The organism is Streptomyces sp. CoH27 (assembly GCF_020181035.1).
GTDB classification, from domain to species: domain Bacteria; phylum Actinomycetota; class Actinomycetes; order Streptomycetales; family Streptomycetaceae; genus Streptomyces; species Streptomyces camelliae.
Window position 1 is genome coordinate 42,997 of record NZ_JAIQYY010000024.1, and the last position, 21,209, is coordinate 64,205.

General features: G+C 68.9%; 15 protein-coding genes. 13 read left to right on the forward strand and 2 right to left on the reverse strand.

Annotated features, from left to right (window positions below; genetic code table 11):
- Positions 1-9: 9 nt before the first annotated feature.
- The gene (locus LE548_RS34120; protein ID WP_225100892.1) at positions 10-1,011 is read right to left on the reverse strand and encodes a hypothetical protein; all 1,002 of its coding nucleotides are present in this window, start codon (positions 1,009-1,011) and stop codon (positions 10-12) included.
- A 223-nt stretch (positions 1,012-1,234) separates the two neighbouring features.
- Here LE548_RS34120 and LE548_RS34125 point away from each other — a divergent pair, with 223 nt between their 5' ends.
- From LE548_RS34125 to LE548_RS34180, 12 genes are all read left to right on the forward strand, one after another.
- Positions 1,235-2,746 (forward strand): zinc ribbon domain-containing protein, encoded by a 1,512-nt coding sequence (locus tag LE548_RS34125; protein WP_225100893.1) that lies wholly within the window; start codon positions 1,235-1,237, stop codon positions 2,744-2,746.
- A 129-nt stretch (positions 2,747-2,875) separates the two neighbouring features.
- Positions 2,876-5,500: a valine--tRNA ligase gene (locus tag LE548_RS34130; protein WP_225100894.1), complete on the forward strand. Its 2,625-nt coding sequence runs from the start codon at positions 2,876-2,878 to the stop codon at positions 5,498-5,500.
- Positions 5,501-5,589: 89 nt separating this feature from the next.
- Positions 5,590-7,104: a folylpolyglutamate synthase/dihydrofolate synthase family protein gene (locus tag LE548_RS34135; protein WP_225100895.1), complete on the forward strand. Its 1,515-nt coding sequence runs from the start codon at positions 5,590-5,592 to the stop codon at positions 7,102-7,104.
- A gap of 10 nt (positions 7,105-7,114) precedes the next feature.
- Complete coding sequence (locus tag LE548_RS34140; protein WP_225100896.1) at positions 7,115-7,447, forward strand: DUF4233 domain-containing protein; 333 nt, start codon at positions 7,115-7,117, stop codon at positions 7,445-7,447.
- Between the two features lie 54 nt (positions 7,448-7,501).
- The gene (gene ndk, locus LE548_RS34145; protein WP_225100897.1) at positions 7,502-7,915 is read left to right on the forward strand and encodes a nucleoside-diphosphate kinase; all 414 of its coding nucleotides are present in this window, start codon (positions 7,502-7,504) and stop codon (positions 7,913-7,915) included.
- Between the two features lie 311 nt (positions 7,916-8,226).
- Positions 8,227-9,246: a rod shape-determining protein gene (locus LE548_RS34150; protein ID WP_225100898.1), complete on the forward strand. Its 1,020-nt coding sequence runs from the start codon at positions 8,227-8,229 to the stop codon at positions 9,244-9,246.
- Positions 9,247-9,428: 182 nt separating this feature from the next.
- Positions 9,429-10,370 (forward strand): rod shape-determining protein MreC, encoded by a 942-nt coding sequence (gene mreC / locus LE548_RS34155; RefSeq protein WP_225100899.1) that lies wholly within the window; start codon positions 9,429-9,431, stop codon positions 10,368-10,370.
- 14 nt (positions 10,371-10,384) lie between these two features.
- Entirely contained in the window at positions 10,385-11,062 is a 678-nt protein-coding gene (gene mreD, locus LE548_RS34160; protein WP_225100900.1) for a rod shape-determining protein MreD, read from the forward strand.
- A gap of 155 nt (positions 11,063-11,217) precedes the next feature.
- A complete protein-coding gene (gene mrdA, locus LE548_RS34165) occupies positions 11,218-13,476 on the forward strand; it encodes a penicillin-binding protein 2 (RefSeq protein ID WP_225100901.1) in 2,259 nt (752 codons plus the stop codon).
- On the forward strand, positions 13,473-14,666 hold the full coding sequence (gene rodA, locus LE548_RS34170) for a rod shape-determining protein RodA (RefSeq protein WP_225100902.1): 1,194 nt from the start codon (positions 13,473-13,475) through the stop codon (positions 14,664-14,666). The genes mrdA and rodA overlap by 4 nt, the downstream gene beginning before the upstream one ends.
- Positions 14,667-14,757: 91 nt before the next feature.
- Positions 14,758-16,260 carry a CYTH and CHAD domain-containing protein gene (locus LE548_RS34175; protein WP_225100903.1) on the forward strand — a complete coding sequence of 501 codons (1,503 nt, stop codon included), beginning with the start codon at positions 14,758-14,760 and terminating at the stop codon, positions 16,258-16,260.
- A 70-nt stretch (positions 16,261-16,330) separates the two neighbouring features.
- Positions 16,331-18,292: a TIGR03960 family B12-binding radical SAM protein gene (locus LE548_RS34180; protein WP_225100904.1), complete on the forward strand. Its 1,962-nt coding sequence runs from the start codon at positions 16,331-16,333 to the stop codon at positions 18,290-18,292.
- Between the two features lie 240 nt (positions 18,293-18,532).
- Here LE548_RS34180 and LE548_RS34185 read toward each other — a convergent pair whose 3' ends face one another.
- A complete protein-coding gene (locus LE548_RS34185) occupies positions 18,533-19,057 on the reverse strand; it encodes a hypothetical protein (protein WP_225100905.1) in 525 nt (174 codons plus the stop codon).
- Positions 19,058-19,774: 717 nt separating this feature from the next.
- On the opposite strand from LE548_RS34185, the gene LE548_RS34190 reads away from it, so the two are divergent.
- Positions 19,775-21,209: transposase (locus LE548_RS34190; protein ID WP_225100906.1), on the forward strand; the 1,435-nt coding region annotated here is incomplete at its 3' end.

The following is a 21,209-nucleotide window of genomic DNA, read 5'->3' on the forward strand; positions in this document are numbered from 1 at the left end:
GTGTGGCTGTCAGGCCTTGACGCGGACGTCGTTGCGGAGCTTGGCCGCGAGGTCCGCCACGTCCTGCATGCTCATTCCCTTGCCACTGGCCAGGCCGGCCAGGTCGAACGACGAGATGATCGCCATGGTGCTGTGGTCGCCCCAGATGCAGACCGGGACAGTGATGGTCTTCGGCGCGCCAGACGTGGCCCCCTGGTTCGAGATCTGGCTTTCCTGGCACTTCATGACGCCATTGCTGAAGCCGGACGGCGTGAACTGCTGCGGGGAGCCGACGAGCGTGCCCTTGCTCCCGCTGGTCCCGTCGCTGTTCTTCTTCTCGGACTTGGCCTTCGCCGCGGCGAACATCGCGTCGACGGTCGCCTCGGGGTCCTTGATGGTGCCGTACGTGCCCTCGAACATCAGGTTTTGGGCGGTGAGACCGGTACCGGCCTTGTAGCCGGCCTGGACGCCCTGCGCGTTCTGGACGCCGGCGTTCTTGAAGTCGGTCATGTCCTCGTCGCTCACCGAGGAGTCACTGCCGTCAGCGGACTTCTTGTACGTCCCGTTGATCACCGAATCCGGCGTGATCAGCTTGTGCGGCCCGTCGTCCGCGACGGAAGCGCCACCGCCCCCGCCGATCACGAAGTACGCGCCCACCGCCACGGCCGCCACCACGGCCACCGCGACGATGATCAGGCCGGTCTTCTTCTTGCCGCCGCCCGCCTGCGGCGCCTGCGGCATGCCGTAAGGCTGCTGCCCGTAGGGGCCCGGCTGCTGGCCGTACGGGTTCGGCTGCTGCGGTACGCCCTGCTGCGGGTAGCCGTAACCGGGCTGCGGCGGGGCCGCCTGCGGGGCCTGCTGGGGGTAGCCGTAGCCGGGCTGCGGAGCCTGCGGCGGCTGGCCGTACGGGCCCGGCTGGCCCGGCTGGCCGTAGGGCCCCGGCTGTCCGAACGGACCAGGCTGCCCCGGCTGGCCGTAGGGCCCCGGCTGCTGGGGCGGCTGGCCGTACGGGCCCGGCTGGTTGTTGCTCATTTCTGGGTTCCCCCTTGGATGCTTATGTGTTCCGAACATCCTGTCTTAGGGGGCGGTTGTTCGGAGCATCGGGGGCCAACCCGTTACCAATCCTGCCGGTTTCACTACATCCCTGTGACAGGGTTCCCCCTTGCCGTGACCTGATCCAGGTGCAGGGCGTTAGACAGGGCGATATCGCATGTTCGTATGAGCGTGGTTCGGGTGTGTCATCGGGGAGGTGACCATGGGGCAGGGGGTGGGCGGCGAGCACCTGCGGGTGCTCACAGCCGTGGTGCCGGTGTGGTTGAACCGAGCCAACCATGAACGTGCGCACGAGGCGTGTCATACCTCCGCGTTGCTGTGGAACCGGACTCTTGCCTGGGTACGTGATGAATGGAAGACCGGTCGGTCACCTGGCCGGGAGGACATCCGCCGTTACGTCACCTCCCTGCCCGCTGAGGTGCGTCCGATCCATGCTCATACCGCTCAGGCAGTGGCGTACGACCTGGCGGACGCCATTGCTCTGGCGCGAACCAACAAGGCTCAGGGCATCGCTGGAGCGAAGCTCCCCTGGCGCGAGAAGAAGTACAGACCTCTTGTGTTCACCGCCCGCTTCGGCTGGAAGGTCAGGGACGGAGACCGACTCCTCCTGTCGCTGGGGCGATTGCGGGAGCGGATCGTGCTGCCGGTGCCGGAGTTCACTGACAGGTCGGGCCACCTGGTAACCCCAGAGCGCTGGGGCGAGATGAAACTGTGCTGGAGCAGCGTGGCCCGCAGTTGGGCATTGCACATCTCCTACAGGGCGGTCGACGACAGTCTGCCTGGTATCGGTTCGCCCGAGGCCCCGGAACCAGGGGCCGTGTCTGTGCACGCCGTGACGGTCGCGGTCGATGAAGGTGTCATCAACCCCATGACGCTCGCGGCGCTCGGCGCGGACGGCGCTTACGAAGTGCTTGTGATCAACGGGAGAGGGGCGCGCGCAGCCAAGCAAGCGCGCAACAAGGGGATGGCCCGGCTCCAGTCCAAGATGTCCCGCTGTCGCACGGGCTCGCGTCGGCACCGCAAGCTCGCCGAGGCGAAGAGGAAGCTGCGCGCGAAGACCACCCGTCGATTGCGTGACTTCAACCATCAGGTCACCGCGAAGGCCAATCGATTCATCCGCGAGCAGGTGGCGGCGCATGAGCGAACAACTGCCGACGGCACCGACGTGGTCGTTCGACTCGTCGTAGGTGACGTACGGGGGGTCGAGAGGAACACTGAGAAGCGGCGGCGTGCCTCGCGCTCGACGCGCCAACAGCTGTCGCAATGGGAGCGGGGGACCCAGGAGCGGCAGCTCGCCTACAAGACTGGACTGCCGATCCAGTACGTCAGCGAGGCGAACTCCTCGCAGACGTGTCCCTTCTGCCTCCACCGTCGCAAAGTGCGTGGCCGCAGATACGTCTGCGCGAACAAGGCTTGCGCCCTGGTGCTCCACCGGGACGCTGTGGGCGGGGTGAATATCCACACCCTTGCCGTCAATGACGGGACGTTCCTCCCGGTCCCACCCGGCACCGATATCCGGGTGAAGTATCTACGAGCCCAACCCGGCTGGTCGCCTGGCCAGCGGGAGCGCCATGGTTTCCATCAGCATGCGCAGGCGCGCGCCGGTGCGAGTCGATGGCGCGAAGCACGTAGTAGTGCCCTGAACCGGGCCACCTATACCGATGCTGTCAGCGATGCAGGTGTTGCTGCCGTTCCCAAGGGGAAACCGCGGTGATCAAGCACGACGGTGCCGCTACCTCGTCGGAGGTACCGGCCGGGCGTCCGCTCGTACCGTCCGAAGGGTCCCGGAAGGCAGAAACCTCGGCGTTTTCGTCGGGGAGGTTCGCACCTCTAAACTGGCCGGGTGACCGAGAACGCTCAGCAGCAGCCACCCGCGCCCGACTCCGAACTGCCGACCCAGTACGCGCCGGCCGATGTAGAGGGCCCGCTGTACGAGCGCTGGGTAGAGCGCGGTTACTTCGAGGCGGACGCCAAGAGCGACAAGCCGCCGTACACGATCGTCATCCCGCCGCCGAACGTCACCGGCAGCCTGCACCTGGGCCACGCCTTCGAGCACACCCTCATCGACGCCCTGACCCGCCGTAAGCGCATGCAGGGCTACGAGACGCTGTGGCAGCCCGGCATGGACCACGCCGGCATCGCCACGCAGAACGTCGTCGAGCGCGAGCTGGGCAAGGAGGGCAAGTCCCGGCACGACCTCGGCCGTGAGGCGTTCGTCGAGCGCGTCTGGCAGTGGAAGGGCGAGTCCGGTGGCCAGATCAGCGGGCAGATGCGCCGCCTCGGTGACGGCGTCGCCTGGTCGCGTGAGCGCTTCACCATGGACGAGGGGCTCTCGCAGGCCGTTCAGACCATCTTCAAGCGCCTCTACGACGACGAGCTGATCTACCGCGCCGAGCGCATCATCAACTGGTGCCCGCGCTGTCTGACGGCCATCTCGGACATCGAGGTGGAGTACCAGGACGACGACGGCGAGCTCGTCTCCATGAAGTACGGCGAGGGGGACGACACCATCGTCGTCGCCACCACCCGCGCCGAGACGATGCTCGGTGACACGGCCGTCGCCGTCCACCCCGAGGACGAGCGCTACAAGCACCTTGTCGGCAAGCTCATCCGGCTCCCGCTGACCGACCGTTCCATCCCGGTCGTCGCCGACGAGCACGTCGACCCCGAGTTCGGCACCGGCGCCGTCAAGGTCACCCCGGCGCACGACCCGAACGACTTCGAGATCGGCCAGCGCCACGACCTGCCGTCCATCACGGTCATGGACGAGCACGCCGTCATCACCGTCCACGGCCCCTTCCAGGGCATGGACCGCCTGGAGGCCCGCTCGGCGATCGTCGCCGCGCTGCGCGCCGAGGGCCGGATCGTTGCCGAGAAGCGGCCGTACGTCCACTCCGTCGGCCACTGCTCGCGCTGCAAGACCACCATCGAGCCGCGCCTGTCGATGCAGTGGTGGGTCAAGGTCGGCCCGCTCGCGAAGGCCGCCGGTGACGCCGTCCGCGAGGGCAAGGTCAAGATCCATCCGCAGGAGATGGAGAAGCGGTACTTCGACTGGGTCGACAACCTCCACGACTGGTGCATCTCGCGCCAGCTGTGGTGGGGCCACCGGATCCCGGTCTGGTACGGCCCGGAGGGTGAGGTCGTCTGCGTCGGGCCCGACGAGGAGCCGCCGAGCGGCGAGGGCTGGCACCAGGACACCGACGTCCTCGACACCTGGTTCTCCTCCGGCCTGTGGCCGTTCTCGACCCTCGGCTGGCCCGAGCAGACCGAGTCGCTCGCGAAGTTCTACCCGAACTCCGTCCTGGTCACCGGCTACGACATCCTCTTCTTCTGGGTCGCCCGGATGATGATGTTCGGCCTGTACGCGATGGACGGCACCCCGCCGTTCCACACCATCGCCCTGCACGGCATGGTCCGCGACCAGTTCGGCAAGAAGATGTCGAAGTCCTTCGGCAACGCGGTCAACCCGCTGGACTGGATGGACAAGTACGGCAGCGACGCGCTCCGGTTCACCCTGGCCCGTGGTGCCAACCCGGGCGTCGACGTCCCGATCGGCGAGGACTGGGTCCAGGGCTCCCGCAACTTCGCCAACAAGATCTGGAACGCCACCCGCTTCGCGCTGATGAACGGCGCGACGGTGGAGGGCGAACTGCCGGACGCGTCGCGGATGTCGGCGACCGACCGCTGGATCCTCTCGCGCCTGAACTCGGTCGTCGCCGAAGTCGACGCGTACTACGAGGACTTCCAGTTCGCCAAGCTGTCCGACGCCCTGTTCCACTTCGCGTGGGACGAGGTCTTCGACTGGTACGTCGAGCTGTCCAAGACGACGTTCCAGGCGGGCGGCGAGCCGGCCGAGGTCAGCAAGCGCGTCCTGGGCGAGGTCCTGGACGTCACGCTGAAGCTCCTCCACCCGGTCGTCCCGTTCGTCACCGAGACCCTGTGGACGACCCTGACGGGCGGCGAGTCGGTCGTCATCGCCGAGTGGCCGAAGGACAGTGGCTTCCGCGACGCCGCCGCCGAGCGGGAGATCGAGAGCCTCCAGTCGGTCATCACCGAGGTCCGCCGCTTCCGCGCCGACCAGGGCCTCCAGCCCGGCCAGCGGGTCCCCGCCCGCCTGACCCTGGACGGTACGGCCCTCGCCCCGCACGAGGCCGCCATCCGCCAGCTCCTGCGCCTCCAGCCGGAGGGCGAGAACTTCACCGCCACGGCCACCCTCCCGGTCGCCGGCGCCGAGGTCGCCCTCGACCTCTCCGGCACGATCGACGTGGCGGCCGAGCGCAAGCGCCTCGCGAAGGACCTGGCCGCCGCCGAGAAGGAGAAGGCCCAGGCCACCGCCAAGCTCGGCAACGAGGCCTTCCTGGCCAAGGCCCCGGAGAACGTGGTGGACAAGATCCGCACGCGTCTTTCCAAGGCCGACGAGGACATCGCCCGCATCACGGCCCAGCTGGAGAAGCTGCCGTCGGCGTAACCGGTCGTGCGTGACGGAAGGCCCCCGGAGCCGTACAGCTCCGGGGGCCTTCGCCTACCCATGTCACCGGGCCTCCGTAGACTGGCCCTGTGAGCGACCTCCCGCACGAAAACGACCAGCCCGACCCCCTCGACAGCTTCGACGAACTCATCGAGGCCGAAACCACCCGCGACCCCGACCTCGCGGTGATCGAGGCCGGCAGCCGCACCCTGCGCACACAGGGCGGCCCGCCGCAGGCAGACGTACCCGGGCGACCGGAGGACCCGGAGGTCGACAAGGCTCTCCGCGAGGTCGAGGCGGACCTGGCCACCCGCTGGGGCGAGACCAAGCTGGAGCCCTCGGTCTCCCGCATCTCCGCGCTGATGGACGTGCTGGGCGAGCCGCAGCGCTCGTACCCCTCGATCCACATCACGGGCACCAACGGCAAGACCTCCACCGCCCGGATGATCGAGGCCCTCCTCGGCGCCTTCGAGCTGCGCACCGGCCGCTACACCAGCCCCCACGTGCAGTCGATCACCGAGCGCATCAGCCTGGACGGCGCCCCGATCTCCGCCGAGCGGTTCATCGAGACGTACCAGGACATCAAGCCGTACGTCGAGATGGTCGATGCCGCGCAGGAGTACCGGCTGTCCTTCTTCGAGGTGCTCACGGGCATGGCGTACGCCGCCTTCGCGGACGCCCCGATCGACGTGGCCGTCGTCGAGGTCGGCATGGGCGGCTCCTGGGACGCCACGAACGTCATCGACGCCGACGTCGCCGTGATCACGCCCATCGACCTGGACCACACCGACCGGCTGGGTGAGACGCCCGCGGAGATCGCGGGCGAGAAGGGCGGGATCATCAAGCAGGGCGCGACGGTGATCCTGTCCCAGCAGCCGGTCGACGCGGCGCAGGTGCTGCTGAAGAAGGCCGTGGAGGTCGACGCGACCGTGGCCCGTGAGGGGCTGGAGTTCGGGGTCGTGGCGCGGCAGGTCGCCGTCGGCGGGCAGCTGCTCACCCTGCGCGGCCTCGGCGGTGAGTACGAGGAGGTGTACCTCCCGCTGCACGGCGCCCACCAGGCGCACAACGCGGCCGTCGCGCTCGCCGCCGTGGAGGCGTTCTTCGGCGTCGGCGCCGCGCGCGCGGAGCGACTGGACATCGACACCGTCCGCAAGGCCTTCGCGGCCGTGTCCTCCCCGGGCAGGCTGGAGATCGTGCGGCGCTCCCCGACCGTCGTGCTGGACGCCGCGCACAATCCGGCGGGCGCCGTGGCGACCGCGGAGGCGGTCCAGGAGGCGTTCGACTTCACGCGGCTGATCGGTGTGGTCGGCGCGAGCGGCGACAAGAACGTACGGGGGCTGCTGGAGGCCTTCGAGCCGATCTTCGCCGAGGTCGTCGTCACCCAGAACTCCACCGCGCGGGCCATGGACGCGGACGAGCTGGCCGGGATCGCCGTCGAGGTGTTCGGCGAGGAGCGGGTGCAGGTCGAGCCGCGGCTGCCGGACGCCCTGGAGGCCGCGATCACGCTGGCCGAGGAGGAGGGCGAGTTCGCGGGCGGCGGCGTGCTGGTCACCGGTTCTGTCATCACGGTCGGCGAGGCCCGGCTGCTGCTGGGGAAGGGCTGAGGCTCCTACGATGCGTACGCTGTGCTCCTCGACCTTGATCGGCGAGTTCTTCATCATCGGCTTCGCCGGACTGGTCGCCATGAAGGACCCGAGCCTGTCGGTGTCGACGGTGTGGCTGGTCAGTGGCGTCGCGATGCTGCTGTGCGTGCTGATGTGCGCGGTGGTGACGCGTCCTGGGGGGGTGGCCCTCGGCTGGGCGCTGCAGATCGCGCTGATCGCTTCCGGTGTCTTCGTCCCGACCATGTACTTCATGGGCGCGGTCTTCGCGGGCCTGTGGTGGGCGTCGGTGCACTTCGGCCGGAAGGTGGACGAGGCGAAGGCCAGATTCGCCGCAGAGGGCTGAGCACGCCTCTTGTAACCTCGTGCCACCGCACATGTCAGTCGTAAGGAGTACCTCGTGACCCAGCGCACCCTCGTCCTGCTCAAGCCCGACGCCGTCCGTCGTGGCCTGACCGGCGAGATCATCGGCCGTATCGAGCGCAAGGCCGGCTGGCAGATCACCGCGCTGGAGCTGCGCACCCTGGACCGCGCCACGCTGGAGCAGCACTACGGCGAGCACGTCGGCAAGCCCTTCTACGAGCCGCTGGTGGAGTTCATGTCCTCCGGCCCGGTCGTCGCGCTGATCGTCGAGGGCGAGCGGGTCATCGAGGGCGTGCGCGCGCTCGCCGGTCCGACGGACCCGATCGCCGCCGCGCCCGGCTCCATCCGCGGTGACTTCGGTGTGATCGTCCGCGAGAACCTGATCCACGCCTCCGACTCCGAGGAGTCCGCCGAGCGCGAGGTGAAGATCTTCTTCCCCGGCCGGGCATGAATCCCGGGCGGAGGTTTCGCCAATTTTTCTGAGGGGGCGTCAGCCGTATGCGGCGGCGCCTGACCAGGGACGGCCGTACATTTCCGGCCGTCCCTTGGCATATGCCTTGCCGATCGGGGGAACGCGTGCCTCCGATGGACCGTCTCCACAGGCGAGGCGGCCCGCCATCTGGTGACAATGGCGGAGACCCTCGCGCAGTGGCCGTGCAGGCGCGTTTACGATGGAAGCCTTCACGTCACAGCACCCGCCTCGCCGACCTGATATGCCCTCAAAAGCACAGGAAGGCCAGATGAATCCGGATGGGGAACTCAATGTCGTTCATCGGCCGTGACATGGCTGTCGACCTCGGGACCGCCAACACGCTGGTGTACGTCAGGGGTCGCGGAATCGTACTCAACGAGCCGTCCGTCGTCGCGATCAACACCAACACGGGTGGGATCCTCGCGGTCGGTGCCGAAGCGAAGAAGATGATCGGCCGGACGCCGGGCAACATCGTGGCCGTGCGTCCGCTGAAGGACGGCGTGATCGCCGACTTCGAGATCACCGAGCGGATGCTCCGCTACTTCATCCTGAAGATCCACAAGCGGCGGTATCTCGCCCGGCCGCGGGTCGTCGTCTGTGTGCCCTCGGGCATCACGGGCGTCGAGCGCCGCGCCGTGATCGAGGCGTCCACCCAGGCCGGCGCCCGCCAGGTGCACATCATCGAGGAGCCCATGGCCGCGGCCATCGGCTCCGGCCTGCCGGTCCACGAGGCCACGGGCAACATGGTGGTGGACATCGGCGGCGGCACCACGGAGGTCGCGGTCATCTCGCTCGGCGGCATCGTCACCGCCCAGTCCATCCGCGTCGCGGGTGACGAACTGGACAACGCGATCATCCAGTACATCAAGAAGGAGTACAGCCTTCTGCTGGGTGAGCGCACGGCCGAGCAGATCAAGATCACGATCGGTTCGGCGTACGACCTCGACGCTGACGAGCACACCGAAGTGCGCGGCCGGGACCTGGTGTCCGGGCTGCCCAAGACCGTCGTCATCTCGGCCGCCGAGGTCCGCAAGGCGATCGAGGAACCGGTCAACGCGATCGTGGACGCGGTCAAGACGACCCTCGACAAGTGCCCGCCGGAGCTGTCCGGCGACATCATGGACCGAGGAATCGTTCTGACCGGCGGCGGAGCCCTGCTGCGCGGCCTCGACGAGCGGCTGCGCCGGGAGACCGGCATGCCGATCCACATCGCCGAGGACCCGCTGGACAGCGTCGCGCTCGGTTCCGGCAAGTGCGTCGAGGAGTTCGAGGCGCTCCAGCAGGTGCTGGACGCGGCTCCGCGCAGATGACGCAACTCATCGATTCCGCCGTACGAGACGTTCTCCTCTCGTGCGGCGGATCGTTGATATAGAGGCATAAGCTCCCACAAATGGGTCCCTTCGGTGTGCGTTTCGCGTGCCGTGCCGGGTTCGCTACCGCGCCGCGCAGGGGCTCTTCGAATTCCTATCGAGGAAGGGCACGGCCGCCGCACGTGAGGGACACGAAAGAGAGCCGGCTGCTCCTGGTCCTGCTGATCGCCATCGCGTTCGCACTGATCACGGTGGATATCCGAGGGGGCCGGAACTCCCCGGTCGACGGCGCCCGGCAGGCCGCGGCCGCGGTGTTCGGGCCCGTCGAGAACGGGCTGTCCTCGGCGGTCGACCCCGTCGGCAACGCGGTCTCCGCGATCCGTGACTCCGGCAGCCGGCACAGCCGGCTGGCCGCGCTGGAGAAGGAGAACGCGGCCCTCAAGGCGAAGCTCGGCAGCGACGACCGCAACCGCAGCCGGCTGAACCAACTCGACAAGATGCTGAAGATCGCGGGCGAGGGCCAGTACGGCATCAAGGGCGCCCAGGTCGTCGCCATAGGGTCGGCGCAGGGCTTCTCCTGGACCGTCACCATCGACGTCGGCGCCAACGACGGCATCAAGCGCGACATGACCGTGCTCAACGGGGACGGACTGGTCGGCCGTGTCACCACCGTCGGCCCGGACACCTCCACCGTGCTGCTCGCCAACGACCCCGACTTCACCGTCGGCACCCGCATGGAGGGCAGCGACGAACTCGGCTTCGCCTCCGGCCAGGGCGACCGCCCGCTGCGCGTGGAACTGCTCAACGGCAAGGCGGAGGTGCACAAAGGCGACCGGCTCGTCACCTTCGGCTCGCAGAACGACCGCCCGTTCGTGCCGGGCGTCCCGGTCGGCGTGGTCTCCCGGGTCGACCCCTCCGGCGGCGGCCTGACCCGCACCCTCTACGTCACCCCGTACGTCAGCTTCACCAAGCTCGACATCGTCGGTGTGGTCGTCGAGGCCCCGAAGAAGGACCCGCGGGACACCGTGCTCCCGGCCCAGGACAAGCCGACCCCGACGCCGACCGTCACCGTCACGGTGACCCCCTCGGCCAACGCGACCGACTCGACCGGCCAGCAGCACTAGGAGCTGACTTCCCCATGCGCCTCAACCGGATCCTGCTCTCCAGCGCGCTGGTCGTCGTGGCCCTGGTGATCCAGGTGAGCGTCCTCGCCCGCCTGCATCTGCCAGGCGCCGTCCCCGACCTGCTGCTGCTCACCGTCCTCGGCCTCGCCATGGTGTACGGCCATGTCGGCGGCGCCCTCGTCGGCTTCGGCGCCGGCCTGCTCGCCGACCTCGCCCCGCCCGCCGACCACGCGGCCGGCCGCTACGCGCTCGTGCTGTGCGTCACCGGCTACTTCGCCGGCCTGATCAAGCCGGACCACGGCCGGCTGAAGTCGGCGACCGGTCCGATGGCCGTCGTGGTCGCCGCCGCGATCGGCTCCACGCTGCTGTACGCGGGCGTGGGCGCCCTGGTCGGGGACACCGCCGCCCGCCATGTCGGCCTGCCCGGCCTGCTCATCTCGGCCGCCCTGTACGACCTGCTGCTCGCCCCGTTCGTGGTCCCCGTGATCATGTGGCTGGCCCGCCGCTCCGACAACGATCCGCTGACCGAGTCCGGCCCCGCCGCCAAGGCCACCGACATCTCCTCCGGCTGGCTCTCCTCGGGCACCGGCCTGCGCATCGGCAGCCAGCGCGGCGGCCTCGGCGCCCTGAAGGCCAAGGCCCGCACCCGCTCGGCCCGGGTCGGCCGGATCAAGGGGGTCAAGCGGCTGTGAGGGGTCAGGTCGCCGCGCCGCACGGTCAAGCACCTGTGGGGCCCGCGGAATTCACCCGAACGGGTCAGCTTTCGCGGAACGCGGGTTCACAGGCTGGTCGTTCATCATTCGTACGCGCATCCGCATCAGCGCTCTGAGAGGGGGAGACAGCCGCAGTGACCAACATCCCCGAGACCGGTCGGACCCCACGGGTCCAGATCAGGCTCGTCGTGATCCAGATCCTCGTCCTCTCCCTCCTCGGCACCCTCGGCGGCCGCCTGTGGTATCTGCAGATCCGCGAAGGCGCGCAGTACCAGAAGGAGGCGTCGGGCAACCACGTCCAGCAGGTCGTCGACCCCGCCGTGCGCGGTGACATCCTGGACGCCCGGGGCGTGCCCCTCGCGGACAACGAGACCCGCCTGGTCGTCTCCGCCTCCCGCACCGACCTGCTCAAGCAGAAGGACGACGGCAAGGCCGTCCTCACCAAGCTGGCCGGCGTCCTCGGCATGCAGCCCGAGGAGGTCATGCAGAAGGTCCGGCTGTGCGACGCGAAGACGCCCCAGCCGTGCTGGAACGGCTCGCCGTACCAGCCGATCCCCATCACCGACAAGGCCACACCCAAGCAGGCCCTGCAGATCCGCGAGGCCTCCGAGGACTTCCCCGGCATCAGCGCCGAGCCCGAGGCCGTGCGCCGCTATCCCGGCCCGGGCAACTCCAACACCGCGCAGGTGCTCGGCTATCTCTCGCCCGTCACCGACGCCGAGATCCAGAAGGCCAAGGACACCGACTCGCCCTATCTGCGCTCCGACATGGTCGGCCGCTCCGGCCTGGAGCGCGAGTACGACAAGGACCTGCGCGGCAAGGCCGGCGTGACCCGCTACGAGGTGGACAACCTCGGCCGGGTCATCGGCAAGGCCAAGTCCACCCCCTCCGAGTCGGGTTCCAACCTGGTCACCAGCATCGACTCCCGGGTGCAGCGCGTCGCCGAGTACGAGCTGGACCAGGCCATGAAGGCCGCCCGCCAGCAGTTCGACAAGAACACCGGCGAGAACTTCAAGGCCGACTCCGGCGCCGTCGTGGTGATGGAGGCCAAGACCGGCCGGATCGTCGCGATGGCCTCGGCGCCGACCTACGATCCGAACGTGTGGGTGGGTGGCATCTCCGCCAAGGACTACAAGGCCCTCACCGGCAAGGACTCCGACTACCCGCTGCTCAACAGGGCCATACAGGGTCAGGCAGCCCCCGGTTCGACGTTCAAGGTGGTCTCCACGGCCGCCGCGGTCAACGCCGGCTACGCCTGGGACGGCGGCTACCCCTGCACCAGCTCCTACTCCGTCGGCGGCCAGGTGTTCAAGAACTTCGAGGGCGAGAACTTCGGCGACATCTCCCTGGGCCGCGCCCTGGAGGTCTCCTGCGACACCGTCTTCTACGGCCTCGGCGACAACGAGTGGAAGAAGGACGGCGGCATCAACCCCAAGAAGGGCCAGCCGAAGGACTGGTTCTTCAAGACCGCCCACCAGTTCGGGCTCGGCAAGGCGACCGGCATCGACCTGCCCAACGAGGTCACCGGCCGCGTCCCCGACCGCCAGTGGAAGCTCGACTACTGGAAGGCCAACAAGGACGCCTGGTGCAAGTCCGGCAAGAAGGACGGCAGTTACGTCGAGAAGATCGCCTACGAGAACTGCCTCGAAGGCAACAAGATGCGCGAGGGTGACGAGATCAACTACTCCATCGGCCAGGGCGACACGCTCGTCACGCCGATCCAGGAGGCGATGATCTACGGCGCGGTCGCCAACGGCGGCACCGAGTACGTCCCGACGATCGGCAAGGCGATCATCAGCCCCGACGGCAAGAGCGTCCAGGAGATCAAGCCCAAGGTGGCGCGCAAGCTGCCGGTCACCCAGGCCACCCTCAAGGGCATGGACGACGCCTTCGCGGGCGTCATCACGCGCGGTACGGCGGCGTGGAAGTTCAACGGCTGGCCGCAGGACAAGATCCAGCTGCACGGCAAGACTGGTACGGCGGAGGTCTACGGCAAGCAGACCACCGGCTGGCTGGCCACGTACTCCAAGGACTACTCGGTGATCATGACGATCTCCCAGGCCGGTACGGGTTCCGGTTCCGCCGGTGAGGCCGTGCGCAACATCTACAGCGCGCTCTACGGCGTCCAGGGAGACGGCTCCATCGACACCAGGAAGGCGCTGCTGCCCGAACCGCAGAAGACCCTGCCGAAGGTCCGCACGGACGGCACGATCGCCGCCCCGAAGATCACCGGCGACCCGGGCAAGGACGCCGAGGCCTCGCAGCAGAACAACCCCAGCAACGGCACCGATCAGCAGCCCGCCACCTCGCCCTCGCCCACGGCGGGCAACCGCAACACCCGCAGGAGGCCACGCAGGATTCCCAGGCGCGGGAGCCGGAGGATGCCCTCATGACCGGCAACAGCTTCTCCGTCTCCGGGTACGGCCCGGCGCGGGCGGGCTGGACCAGGATCTTCGCCCGTGACTCGCTGGCTCGCCGGCTCGACTGGCCGATACTGCTGGCCGCCCTCGCGCTGTCCCTGCTGGGCTCGCTGCTGGTGTTCTCGGCGACCCGCAACCGCACGGAGATCAACCAGGGCGACCCGTATTACTTCCTCGAACGCCATCTGATGAACCTCGGCATCGGCTTCGCCCTGATGACCGCCACGATCTGGATGGGCCACCGCGCCCTGCGCAACGCCGTGCCGGTCCTCTACGGCCTGTCGGTCCTGCTGGCGCTGGTGGTGCTCACCCCACTCGGCGCGACCATCAACGGCCAGCGCAACTGGATCGTGATCGGCGGCTTCTCGATCCAGCCCGCCGAGTTCCTCAAGATCGCGATCATCCTCGGCATGGCGATGCTGCTGGCCACACGGGTGGACGCGGGCGACAAGCCGCACCCGGACCACCGGACCGTGGCCCAGTCCCTGGGCCTCGCGGCTGTGCCGTGCCTGGTCCTGCTGCTCATGCCGGACCTCGGCTCGGTGCTCGCCATGGTGGCCATCATCCTGGGCGTCCTGCTCGCCTCCGGCGCCTCCAACCGCTGGGTCTTCGGCCTGCTCACCGTCGGCGTGGCCGGCTGCGTCGCCATCTGGCAGCTGCACATCCTGGACCAGTACCAGATCAACCGCTTCGCGGCCTTCGCCAACCCGAACCTGGACCCGGCAGGCGTCGGCTACAACACCAACCAGGCCCGCATCGCCATCGGCTCCGGCGGCCTGATGGGGCAGGGACTCTTCCACGGCTCGCAGACCACCGGCCAGTTCGTGCCGGAACAGCAGACGGACTTCGTTTTCACGGTCGCCGGGGAGGAACTGGGCTTCGCCGGCGCGGGCCTGATCATCGCGCTGATCGGGCTCATCCTGTGGCGGGCCTGCCGCATCGCCCGCGACTCCACGGAGCTGTACGGCACGGTGGTGGCCGCCGGGATCGTCGCCTGGTTCGCGTTCCAGTCCTTCGAGAACATCGGAATGACCCTCGGCATCATGCCGGTCACCGGTCTGCCGCTGCCGTTCGTGTCGTACGGCGGCTCGTCGATGTTCGCGGTGTGGGTGGCGGTGGGACTGCTGCAGTCGATCAAGGTGCAGAGACCCATGTCCGCGTGAGGCCGTACTCCGGGTGCTCGACCGGCGTTTTCTCGCCGTTCACCCGGAACGGCCCCTGCCGGATCGGCCCGCTTCGCACTAGATTCGGTTCATGGCGGATGAGAAACGCGAGATCGAGCGCAAGTACGAATCCGACGACAGCGGCCTGCCCGACCTGACCGGCGTCGGCGGAGTGACGGCCGTACTCGACAAAGGCGTGGTCGAACTCGACGCCATGTACTACGACACCGCCGACGAACGCCTGGCCGCCGACTCCCTCACCCTGCGCCGCCGCACCGGCGGCGCGGACGCCGGCTGGCATCTGAAGTTCCCGGTCGCCCCCGGAATCCGCGACGAGATCCGCGCCCCGCTCTCCGACACCGTTCCCGAGGAGATCGCCGCCCTGGTCCGCTCCCGCGTCCGGGATGCCGAACTGATCCCGCTCGTCCGCCTCCGCTCCGCCCGCGATGTGCGCCACCTGGTCGACGCCGACGGCGTGCTGCTGGCCGAGGCGAGCGTGGACGCCGTGACCGCCGAGCGGCTCGGCGGCAAGGGGGGTGCCGCCCAATGGACCGAGATCGAGGTGGAGCTGGCCGACGGCGGCGACCCGGCCTTCCTGGACCTGGTGGAGAAGCGGCTGCGCAGAGCGGGCGTCCAGCCCTCGCGCGCGCCGTCGAAGCTCGCCCGGGCCCTGGAGCAGACGGCCGGCCGCAAGCGCCGCAGGAAGGACAAGCGGGCGCGGCCGGTGACGGCCAGCGACCACGTCCTCGCCTACCTCCGCGCTCAGCGTGATGTGCTGGTCGAACTCGACCCCGCCGTCCGCCGTGACGTGCCCGACGCGGTGCACCGCATGCGAGTCGCCACCCGCCGCGCCCGCAGCACCCTGCGCAGCTTCCGCCCGGTCCTCGACCGGACCGTCACCGACCCCATCGGCGTGGAGCTGAAATGGCTCGCCGGCGAGCTGGGGGTCGGCCGCGACCAGGAAGTGCTGGCCGAGCGCCTGACGACCGCCCTCGACACCGTCCCGCCCACCCTGATCACCGGCCCGGTCCGCGAACGCCTCGTGTCCTGGTCCGAGACCGGGCACGGCAGCGCGCAAAGCCATCTGGCCGGCGTCCTGGACTCCCGCCGCTATCTGACCCTGCTGGACACACTGGACAGGCTCCTCGCCGATCCGCCGCTGCGGAAAGCGGGCGGCAAGCGGCCGGAGAAGGTGCTCGGCAAGGCCGTACGCAAGGACCTGGCGACCCTGTCCGCCCTGGTCGAGGAGGCCCTGGGCGCCCCGCCCGGCAAGGAACGCGACACCGCCGTGCACGAGGCCCGCAAGAAGGCCAAGCGCACCCGGTACGCGGCCGAGGCGGCGACGAAGGCCCTCGGTGAACCCGCCCGCGCGCTCACCGCGTCCATGAAGAGCCTGACCACACTCCTTGGCGACCACCAGGACAGCGTCATGGCCCGGCTGACCCTGCTGGAGCTGTCCGCGGTGGCGCACGCGGCGGGGGAGAGCACGTTCACCTACGGGCTGCTGTACGGCAGGGAGGAGGCGCGGGCGGCGGCCGCGGAGGCGGAGCTGCCGGCGCTGTGGCGGGAGATCACGCAGCGGACGTCCGGCTGAGCGTGCGGGTCTGCCCTCCGGGCGGGTTAGGCTTGATGGTCACCCCTGTCAGCTCACAAAGGTTCCCCCGATGTCTGTCGAGTCGGTGTTCCCGCAGCTCGAAGCCCTGCTCCCGCATGTGCAGAAGCCGATCCAGTACGTAGGCGGCGAGCTGAACTCCACCGTCAAGGAGTGGGACAGCTGCGACGTCCGCTGGGCCCTCATGTACCCGGACGCGTACGAGGTCGGCCTGCCCAACCAGGGCGTCATGATCCTCTACGAGGTGCTCAACGAGCAGGAGGGCGTCCTCGCCGAGCGCACCTACAGCGTGTGGCCGGACCTGGAGGCGCTGATGCGTGAGCACCGCGTCCCCCAGTTCACGGTCGACACCCACCGCCCGGTGAAGGCCTTCGACGTGTTCGGCCTGTCCTTCTCCACGGAGCTGGGCTACACCAACATGCTGACGGCGCTGGACCTGGCGGGCATCCCCCTGGAGTCCAAGGACCGCGGCCTCGACGACCCGATCGTCCTGGCGGGCGGCCACGCGGCCTTCAACCCCGAGCCGATCGCGGACTTCATCGACGCGGCGATCATCGGCGACGGCGAGCAGGCCGTCCTCGACATGACGAAGATCATCCGTGAGTGGAAGGCCGAGGGCCGGCCGGGTGGCCGCGAGGAGGTCCTCTTCCGCCTGGCGAGGACCGGCGGGGTCTACATCCCGGCGTTCTACGACGTCGAGTACCTGCCGGACGGCCGTATCGCCCGCGTCGTACCGAACAAGAGCGGTGTCCCCTGGCGGGTCAGCAAGCACACCGTGATGGACCTGGACGAGTGGCCGTACCCCAAGCAGCCCCTCGTCCCCCTGGCCGAGACGGTCCATGAGCGCATGTCGGTGGAGATCTTCCGCGGCTGCACGCGCGGCTGCCGCTTCTGCCAGGCGGGCATGATCACCCGCCCGGTGCGCGAGCGGTCGATCACGGGCATCGGCGAGATGGTCGACAAGGGCCTGAAGGCGACGGGCTTCGAGGAGGTGGGCCTCCTCTCCCTGTCCTCGGCGGACCACTCGGAGATCGGCGACATCGCCAAGGGCCTGGCGGACCGGTACGAGGACGACAAGATCGGCCTGTCCCTCCCCTCCACCCGGGTCGACGCGTTCAACGTCGACCTGGCCAACGAACTGACGCGCAACGGCCGCCGCTCCGGCCTGACCTTCGCTCCCGAAGGCGGCTCGGAGCGCATGCGCAAGGTCATCAACAAGATGGTCTCGGAAGAGGACCTCATCCGGACGGTCGCGACGGCCTACGGAAACGGCTGGCGCCAGGTGAAGCTGTACTTCATGTGCGGCCTCCCCACCGAGACCGACGACGACGTCCTCCAGATCGCCGACATGGCGACGCACGTCATCCAGAAGGGCCGCGAGGTCTCGGGCTCGAACGACATCCGCTGCACGGTCTCGATCGGCGGCTTCGTCCCCAAGCCCCACACTCCCTTCCAGTGGGCCCCACAGCTCTCGGCGGAGGAGACGGACGCGCGCCTGGCCAAGCTCCGGGACAAGATCCGCGGCGACAAGAAGTACGGCCGCTCGATCGGCTTCCGCTACCACGACGGCAAGCCGGGCATCGTGGAAGGCCTCCTCTCCCGCGGCGACCGCCGCACCGGCGCGGTCATCCGCGCGGTCTACGACGACGGCGGCCGCTTCGACGGCTGGCGCGAGCACTTCTCCTACGACCGCTGGATGGCCTGCGCCGACAAGGCGCTGGCTCCGTTCGGCATCGACGTCGACTGGTACACCACCCGCGAGCGCAGCTACGAGGAGGTCCTCCCCTGGGACCACCTCGACTCCGGCCTGGACAAGGACTGGCTCTGGGAGGACTGGCAGGACGCCCTCGACGAGACAGAGGTCGAGGACTGCCGCTGGACGCCGTGCTTCGATTGTGGCGTCTGTCCGCAGATGGACACTCGGATACAAATCGGCCCGACCGGCAAGAAGTTGCTTCCGCTGACGGTCAAGAACGCTGGTCCGACGCCGGCTTCGAGTGGTCACGCGCACTGAGGTGGGCGAGGCACTCGATCGGGTGATTGAGGCGCTGGCGGGGGTGAGCGAGGAGGAGGTGGCTGCGGCGTTGGCTGCGGCCGGTGCTTCGCGTCGCTTCCGGCCAGCGCCGTCTGCGCCTTCCCGAACGCCACTGCCGGGCCCTCGGGACGCCTCGCAGATCGTCTCCGAGGTCGAGTGGGTCTGAGGACCTGCCTCCGACGCTGACCCAGAGATTCCGCCAGCCTCGTGCGGGTGGCGTCAGTCAGTGCCCAGCGCTTCACGTACAGCCTGCCGAAAAGCGGCCCGTGGAGCCTGGATCGCTTCCATGGCGGTATCAAACCTGTCAGCGAACGCTGTCAGACCGCGTTGTCGGCCGGCGCGCACCGCGTCGCGCCAATCGGTCCCCGCCGAGTCCAGCTCGAACATGATGTCGATCAGAGGCTCTGCCGCTTGAGCTACTGGCTGAGGACCCGCGACGGAAACCGCAGCTACGGCGGTACTGAACTCGGTCCATAACTCGTGTGTGCGAAGGAACCGTTCCTCCCGCAGGCTCTCGTCGCTGCGTTGGGAGCGCAAGACATCTGCGGCAACCCACCAGCCGGCCGACAGCCGTTCGCAGCAGTCCAGCAGCGACGTATACGCCTGGCGTCGCATGTCGTCGCGCCAACGCGCCCGTTCTGCGCGCCGTTGCTGACGCTGGCCAAGCAGGGTGAACCAGCTGCCACCCAGTCCGCCTACCGCACCTACTGCTGCGCCGAGCACCGCCGCAATCCCGGAATCCACGGCTGGCTATTAGATCGCCGGAAGAGGATCAACACAAGATCGCTGGAAGCCTCAACCCAGCGGTTTGAGACGAAGATGCCAGCACTCGGCGACAGTACGTGCGTCTTGAGCCGCGGCTACGCCAGCGCCCTCGGGATGCCGTGGCGACCTCACTCGTGCCGGCGAGGTTTCAAAGGTCCCTCTCCGGCTCGGATGTGGGTGACAATGTGTCCGCAGATGGACACGGCCATACAAATCGGCCCGACCGGCAAGAAGCTGCTGCCCTTGACGGTCAAGAACGCCGGCCCGGCGCCGGCTTCGAGCGGGCACACGCACTGACACACTGAGGCGGGCCATGAATGCATGGCCCCGTGAGCCCCCTTTCCCTGACGGGGAGGGGGCTCTTGGTGTTCGGTGGCGCAAGGTGGCTCGCTCTGCCGACTTTTGGCACTCGACAGCGATACTCGTGGGCCATTGTCATCTGGGCTGGACGCTGGTCTGGGTTGGGCAGGCGGGTGTGCCGGTGGCTGTCGCGCGGGCCGGTAGGGGGTTGGGAACTACTGTCCGCTGACTGCGAATGCGCACGTTCTGGCGTGCATGAGTGAGTGCCTCGACCATGGGACTCGCCGACCCTGAAGATGGACATGCGTTTGCCCATCGAATGCGTGACCTTTACCGGTGGTGGTCGTTGGGTGTGGTGAGCGAGGCTTCGGCCGACACGGGGACGGGGGTGAGAGCATGGGCAGACTGCGCGAGATCGCGGCGCCGTTCGTCGCCCTGGGACCGTCCGGTGTGGCGATCCGTACCCGGCTCAAGCACCTGACCACCGAGGACGAGAAGGTGCTGCGCCTGGTCGGTGACCTGCTCGGCACCCTCGCCAGCCGTGACCTCAAAGCGCGGTGCGCGGCGAGGCTGGACCACGACACCGAACAATGGGCCGAGCGCAAGCGCGCGCTGACGCGGGAGTCCTCCTCCCGGTGGGCCGGGTCGATCACGAAGGCCTCCCACGATCAGTGGGCGCTCGCCCGGCGCGGCCGGCTCGCACACATCCACAGCCTCGAAGCCGCCATCGCCACGATCACGCACCGGCTGTCCCTGCCGCTCGGGGAGAAGGGCAGCAAGCAGGCGCCGGGCGGATATCGCAGTCGGCGGGAGTGGCATGCGAAGGCGCGCCGCCTGCACGTGCTGGCCGACCGGCTGGATACGGCGCGGGCGGACTGGCAGGCCGGTGTCGTGCGCGTGGTGCGCGGCGGCAAGCGGCTGCTGAACACCCGCCACCACCTGGAAGCTGCTGATCTCAGCGAGGAGCGGTGGCGTGCGCGGTGGCAGGCCGAGCGCCGGTTCCTTGCGGCGGACGGTGAGTCCGGCAAGCGGTACGGCAACGAGACCATCCGCGTCACCCCCGACGGCGAGGTGAGCATCAAGCTCCCCGCGCCGCTGGCGCACCTGGCCAACGCCCCGCACGGCCGGTACGTGCTCGCCGCGACGGTGTCGTTCGCGCACCGGGGCGAGCAGTGGGCCGACCGCGTCGCCGCCAACCGGGCGGTCGCCTACCGCATCCACGAAGACACGACGCGCGGGCGCTGGTACCTCACCGCATCGTGGACCATCCCCCCGGCCCGGACCGTCCCCCTCTCGGCGGCCCGCGCGCACGGGGTGGTCGGGGTGGACACCAACGCCGACCACCTCGCCGCCTGGCGCCTCGACCCACACGGCAACCCCGTCGGCGAACCCCACCGGTTCGGCTACGACCTCACCGGCCCATCGGAGCATCGCGACGCCCAGGTCCGCCACGCACTCATCCGCCTGCTGCACTGGGCCAAACGCCACGGCCTCGCGATCGCGGTCGAAGACCTCGATTTCCAGGCGGAGAAGACCCGCGAGAAACACGGCAGCCGCAAGGAGTTCCGCAACCTGATCTCCGGCATGCCGGTGTCCAGGCTGCGGGCCCGGCTCGTGTCCATGGCGGCCGAACTCAGCATCCCCGTGATCGCCGTCGACCCCGCCTACACCAGCAAGTGGGGCGCCAAACACTGGCAGAAACCCCTCACCAGCACAACCAGGAAGACCACTCGCCACGACGCTGCCGCTGTGTCGATCGGCAGGCGCGCCCTGGGGCACCCGATCCGGCGACGGACGGCACCGCCCCTGCACGACCGGAGTGATCGTGCAG

Excerpts from the sequence above, each read along its gene's own strand:
- LE548_RS34120 (WP_225100892.1), bottom strand. The coding sequence starts at position 1,011 with ATGAGCAACAACCAGCCGGGCCCGTACGGCCAGCCGCCCCAGCAGCCG.
- LE548_RS34125 (WP_225100893.1), top strand. The coding sequence starts at position 1,235 with ATGGGGCAGGGGGTGGGCGGCGAGCACCTGCGGGTGCTCACAGCCGTG.
- LE548_RS34140 (WP_225100896.1), top strand. The coding sequence starts at position 7,115 with ATGCGTACGCTGTGCTCCTCGACCTTGATCGGCGAGTTCTTCATCATC.
- LE548_RS34150 (WP_225100898.1), top strand. The coding sequence starts at position 8,227 with ATGTCGTTCATCGGCCGTGACATGGCTGTCGACCTCGGGACCGCCAAC.
- mreD (WP_225100900.1), top strand. The coding sequence starts at position 10,385 with ATGCGCCTCAACCGGATCCTGCTCTCCAGCGCGCTGGTCGTCGTGGCC.
- rodA (WP_225100902.1), top strand. The coding sequence starts at position 13,473 with ATGACCGGCAACAGCTTCTCCGTCTCCGGGTACGGCCCGGCGCGGGCG.
- LE548_RS34175 (WP_225100903.1), top strand. The coding sequence starts at position 14,758 with ATGGCGGATGAGAAACGCGAGATCGAGCGCAAGTACGAATCCGACGAC.
- LE548_RS34180 (WP_225100904.1), top strand. The coding sequence starts at position 16,331 with ATGTCTGTCGAGTCGGTGTTCCCGCAGCTCGAAGCCCTGCTCCCGCAT.